The organism is Actinospica durhamensis, from assembly GCF_018139695.1.
Lineage (GTDB): Bacteria > Actinomycetota > Actinomycetes > Streptomycetales > Catenulisporaceae > Actinospica > Actinospica durhamensis.
This window is the reverse complement of record NZ_JAGSOG010000459.1, coordinates 1-3,669: the sequence shown is the minus strand read 5'-3', so window position 1 is coordinate 3,669 and position 3,669 is coordinate 1. Positions and strand designations below refer to the sequence as shown.

At 72.2% G+C, this 3,669-nt stretch carries 5 protein-coding genes; 1 reads left to right on the top strand and 4 read right to left on the bottom strand.

Annotation, left to right across the window (positions count from 1 at the left end; translation table 11 throughout):
* Positions 1–361: 361 nt before the first annotated feature.
* The 3 genes from KDL01_RS39840 to KDL01_RS39830 all read right to left on the bottom strand — a co-directional run bounded on the left by KDL01_RS39840 (position 362) and on the right by KDL01_RS39830 (position 2,125).
* Positions 362–670: a hypothetical protein gene (locus tag KDL01_RS39840; protein WP_212533909.1), complete on the bottom strand. Its 309-nt coding sequence runs from the start codon at positions 668–670 to the stop codon at positions 362–364.
* Positions 671–705: 35 nt separating this feature from the next.
* Positions 706–1,167: a hypothetical protein gene (locus KDL01_RS39835; RefSeq protein ID WP_212533908.1), complete on the bottom strand. Its 462-nt coding sequence runs from the start codon at positions 1,165–1,167 to the stop codon at positions 706–708.
* Between the two features lie 172 nt (positions 1,168–1,339).
* The gene (locus tag KDL01_RS39830; protein WP_212533911.1) at positions 1,340–2,125 is read right to left on the bottom strand and encodes a SigB/SigF/SigG family RNA polymerase sigma factor; all 786 of its coding nucleotides are present in this window, start codon (positions 2,123–2,125) and stop codon (positions 1,340–1,342) included.
* Between the two features lie 157 nt (positions 2,126–2,282).
* Between KDL01_RS39830 and KDL01_RS39825 the strand changes: the two genes are divergently transcribed.
* A complete protein-coding gene (locus tag KDL01_RS39825) occupies positions 2,283–2,552 on the top strand; it encodes a hypothetical protein (RefSeq protein WP_212533907.1) in 270 nt (89 codons plus the stop codon).
* Positions 2,553–2,587: 35 nt separating this feature from the next.
* Here KDL01_RS39825 and KDL01_RS39820 read toward each other — a convergent pair whose 3' ends face one another.
* Positions 2,588–3,418 carry a SigB/SigF/SigG family RNA polymerase sigma factor gene (locus KDL01_RS39820; protein ID WP_307846795.1) on the bottom strand — a complete coding sequence of 277 codons (831 nt, stop codon included), beginning with the start codon at positions 3,416–3,418 and terminating at the stop codon, positions 2,588–2,590.
* Positions 3,419–3,669: the final 251 nt, after the last annotated feature.

Below are 3,669 nucleotides of genomic sequence, written 5' to 3'. Positions count from 1 at the left end.
GTCGCGGCACAGCCTGATGCGACCGTTATGCTCGCCGCCGTCGCGAGGACGGCGGCCAGACGCGCGCAGCGCCGCCGCCATTCTCTGCGCCACGCGCGATTGCCTGATGAACGCATACGAACCTCCGGGTCCGCCGGGCACGGGAGCGGGGCAGGTGCCCGGGGGTCCGGCGGGCATGCGCCCGTACGCGTTTGCATGGTCCGCACGGGGCTCGGGACGCGGCGGGCCGCTGCGCCAGATGACGCACGTCGGCCGCGTGACGAGGTGCGTCACGCGGCCGATGCGGTGCCGCTCGGGGCCCGTACGGCTCACGGATCTGACGGAGCGTCCGGAGCCGGCGGGTCAGCCGGAGGCGGCCGGGTCATTCGGCGCTGTCGGCCTCCTGCTTGCGGACATGGAAGACGACCTCGCCGTCGTTGGCGGTCTGCACGTCGAGCACCTTGTCGGCGAGCCGGCCGGCCGCGTTCGGGTCCAGGTAGAGCCGGCCGCGGCGCACCTGGAAGACCTCGTCGGCGGGCCCGGGCTCGGCCGTGAGCGCGGCGTTCCAGCTCTCCGCGGTCCGCTCGCCACCCGTCAGGGTACTGATGCGCAGGCCGGCGCTCTCCGGCAGGCCGGGGCGGCCGGTGAGCTCGTCGATCGTCTCGGCGGCGGCTTCGGTCAGAACCAACATCGCATTCCCACTCTCTCTGGTCGCGTGACGCCCTTTCAGCGCGTGGGCGCGGGCAGGGGTTCGATCAGCGTCAGGGTGCCCAGACCCTCGTGCGCGAAGACCCGGACGTCGCCGACGAGCGCGCGCAGCAGCGCCCAGCCCGTCTCGTCCACCCGCGGCCAGTTCTCCGGCACGGGCGAACGCAGCGTGACGTGCAGTTCCTCGGGATACAGGTCGTAGGCGATCTCCAGCGCCGCCGGCGCGGGCGAACTGCCGAGCAGGTCGGAACCGCGCCGGACGGGCGCCTCCAGGAAGCACAGGCAGGCCTCGTTCACGGCCAGCCTGAGGTCGGTGACGCGGCTGAGCGGGAAGCCGAGGACCGCGGCGGTGTGCATCGCGCAGGTGCGGGCCAGGGCCAGGTAGTCCTTGTCCGCCCGCATGTTCAGCGTCACCAGCCGCGTCGGGGCGGCGGCGCGCGTGTCCACGAGCAGCCTCGGTGCTCGAACGCCGTCAGTCACGTGGCCTCTCCCCTTCTCCGCAGATCTTCGAGAGCCGATCGAGCCACCCTGGTATCCGGATTCGGCCGGGTAATGCGCCGCATCGCGCTCGGACTCGTCGGCCGCACCGAAGACGGCAGTACCCGACGGTGACGGCGATGGCGACGGCCAGGCGGGACGGCGGCGCGGCCGGCTATGCGGCGGTCGTGAGGGCGAAGCCGTCGCGCAGCTGGTCGATGATCTTGGCGAGCAGGCGGGAAACCTGCATCTGGGACAGGTCGAGCTCCGCCCCGATCTCCGCCTGGGTCATCCCGCGGAAGAAGCGCAGCAGCAGGATCCGCTTGTCCCGCGGCGGCAGCTCGGCGACCAGGCCGCGCAGCACCTCGCGGTCCTCGGTCAGCGCGAAGCCGGGATCGTCGCCGCCGATCAACTCGCCGAGGCAGGCGCTGTCCTGCTCGGTGCCGACCGGCCGGTCCAGCGACGAGGTGGTGTACGCCCCGGCCGCGTCCAGCGCCTCGACCACCTCGTCCTGCTCGACGCCGATGCGCTCGGCGAGTTCGGGGACGGTCGGCTCGCGGCCGAGCGCGGCGATCAGGTCGTCCCGGCCGTGGTGCAGGGCGGCGGTGAGCTCCTGCATGTGGCGCGGGACGTGCACGGACCAGGTCGCGTCCCGGAAGTAGCGCTTGATCTCCCCCACGATCATCGCGGTGGCGTAGCCCAGGAACCCGGTACCGTGGTCCGGGTCGAAGTTGTCCACCGCCTTGACCAGGCCCAGGTAGGCGACCTGGTCGAAGTCGTCCTCGGCCCCCTCGCGGCGGCTGTAGCGGCGGGCGATGTGCCGGGCGTAGGGCATGTGGTCCTCCACCACCTCCGTCCGCAGCCGCTCCCGCTCCGCTGCGCCCTCCGGCAACTGCACCATGCGCCGCAGCACGCGCATCGTCTGCGCACGCTGCCGCGCGCGCTGCTCGACACACGCCATCCACTTCACCTCCGCGCTCTCTTCCGGGCCGAAACCGGTTGCTACCCGCTGCGCGACGGGATTCACCCGTCCAGCCGGAAATGTTCGGGTCCGGCGACTACCGCGCCGAGGACGGGTCACCAGGTGGGCCGGGCCGAACCACGGAAAGGAGTCCGTCATGTCCGTTTCGCATGACGCGCCGCGCACCGCGAGCGCCCCGACCGACCTGGGCGAGAGCTACGACCCGTTCCGCGCGACCAAGCCGGCCGTGCTCGTGCACGATGCCGAGAGCGACGTGTTCGAGCGCGCCTGGGAGGACCGCGCCACCCGGTGCCCGCAGTGCCACCGCGGCACGGCGAAGGACCGCGGCGCCAGCGCGTTCGACCACCGCCGCTGGGTGCGCTTCAGCTGCGGGGATGTGATCGGCTTGGAGCAGACGGCGGGCTGAGCGCCGCGCGCTGCGGCTTCGGCGGGCCGGGCCGGTCAGCCGAAGCCCTCGCGCAGCTCGCACAGGACGCGGGTGAGGATCCGGGAGATCTGCATCTGGGACAGGCCCAGCTCCTCGCCGATCTCGGCCTGCGTCATGCCGCGGAAGAAGCGCAGCAGCAGGATCCGCTTGTCGCGTTCGTGCAGGTGGGTGACCAGGCCGCGGAGCACCTCGCGGTCCTCGGTGAGCGCGAAGCCGGGGTCCACCTCGCCGATCAGCTCGCCGAGGCTGGTGCTCTCCTGCTCGTAGCCGACCGGCCGGTCGAGCGAGGACGTGGTGTACGCACCGGCCGCGTCCAGCGCCTCGACCACCTCGTCCGGATCCACCCCGAGGTGTTCGCCGAGTTCCACGATCGTCGGCTCGCGGCCGAACTCCGTGGTCAGCGCGTCGGTGGCCCGGTGCAGCGCGCCGGTGAGCTCCTGCATGTGACGCGGGACGTGCACGGACCAGGTCGCGTCCCGGAAATAGCGCTTGATCTCCCCCACGATCATGGGCGCGGCGTAGCCGAGGAAACCGGTGCCGTGTTCGGGGTCGAAGTTGTCCACGGCCTTGACCAGGCCCAGGTAGGCGACCTGCTCGAAGTCCTCGTCGGGCACGCCGCGGCGGCCGTAGCGGCGGGCGATGTGGCGCGCGTAGGGCATGTGGTCGCGCACCACCGCGGTGCGCAGCCGCTCCCGCCGCGGGTCGCCGGCGGGCATCGCCGCCATGGACCGCAACACCCGCATCGTCTCAGCCCGCTGCTCGGCCCGTTGCTCGGACCGGTCGCCGGACGTCGCCTCGTCCGGGCTCGGAGCCGCCGGGCCCGGGATCCTCGGCTGATCTTCCACAGAAGGACTTTCCTGACGAGAGCCGATCCTGGCGCGTACTGGAGCCCGCCGGGTAACCGACCGTACGCCGGGGCAAACGCGGGTCCCACGGAAGAGATCGTCCGCGTGCGGGCGCCGAGGTGTTTCACCCGGCCGTACGGCATGGACCGGACGATCAGGGTTCGAACGGATGTGCGTATCTACCCAAGGGTCTGCGGTGGTTCGGCCCCACCCCGATCGTGGGAAGGGCGGGAAGGGCTCAGTGCGTGGGG

Bases quoted from the DNA above. Each gene is read 5' to 3' on its own strand.
- KDL01_RS39840 (WP_212533909.1), bottom strand. From the start codon at position 670: ATGTTGGTTCTGACCGAAGCCGCCGCCGAGACGATCGACGAGCTCACC.
- KDL01_RS39830 (WP_212533911.1), bottom strand. From the start codon at position 2,125: ATGGCGTGTGTCGAGCAGCGCGCGCGGCAGCGTGCGCAGACGATGCGC.
- KDL01_RS39825 (WP_212533907.1), top strand. From the start codon at position 2,283: ATGTCCGTTTCGCATGACGCGCCGCGCACCGCGAGCGCCCCGACCGAC.